This window comes from Vreelandella neptunia (assembly GCF_022489065.1).
In the GTDB taxonomy this organism is placed as follows: Bacteria; Pseudomonadota; Gammaproteobacteria; order Pseudomonadales; family Halomonadaceae; genus Vreelandella; species Vreelandella neptunia_A.
The window spans coordinates 1-498 of record NZ_JAKVTW010000073.1; the positions used below are offsets into that span (position 1 = coordinate 1).

General features: G+C 64.9%; 1 pseudogene. It reads right to left on the minus strand.

Annotated elements, in window-relative coordinates:
* Nucleotides 1-77 precede the first annotated feature (77 nt).
* Nucleotides 78-498: pseudogene (locus MLE19_RS22910) on the minus strand (catechol 1,2-dioxygenase); the annotation flags it as partial.

Genomic DNA, 498 nt, shown 5'->3' on the forward strand with positions numbered 1-498 from the left:
GGTATTTATTATGTCGCGCTGTTAGGTCTCGCTAAGACGGGCCAAGGGGAAGGCCCGCCTTGCTCAAGGTATAAGGGTTAAACCTTGGCGGTTCCGGCGAGCTGGCTGGCGAGATCCTGCTCGTCTTCTTTGGCGCGTGGTCGGGCGTGACGCACCTGCAGCTCAGGCGCCTCGGCGGGGGCCAGCGCCACATCGAACACCACGTGGGAGAACGGGCCGTCCAGGTCACGCTTGGCGATCTCGGCGGAGTCTTCAATCCGCTCGGCGGGCACGACCAGCTCTTCGCGGGTGGCAAAGGCGAAGTCGTCATAGGTGTAGGGATCGCCCGCCAGGTTGATCTGGGTAGTGAGGTGCTGGTGGCCCGGGGCGGAGACGAAGTAGTGAATATGCGCCGGGCGTTCACCGTGGCGGCCCAGGGACTTGAGCACCACATCGGTGGGGGCGCCTTCGGGCACGCCGTAGCCGGAGGGAATAATGCTGCGCGCGGTGTAGCGGCCA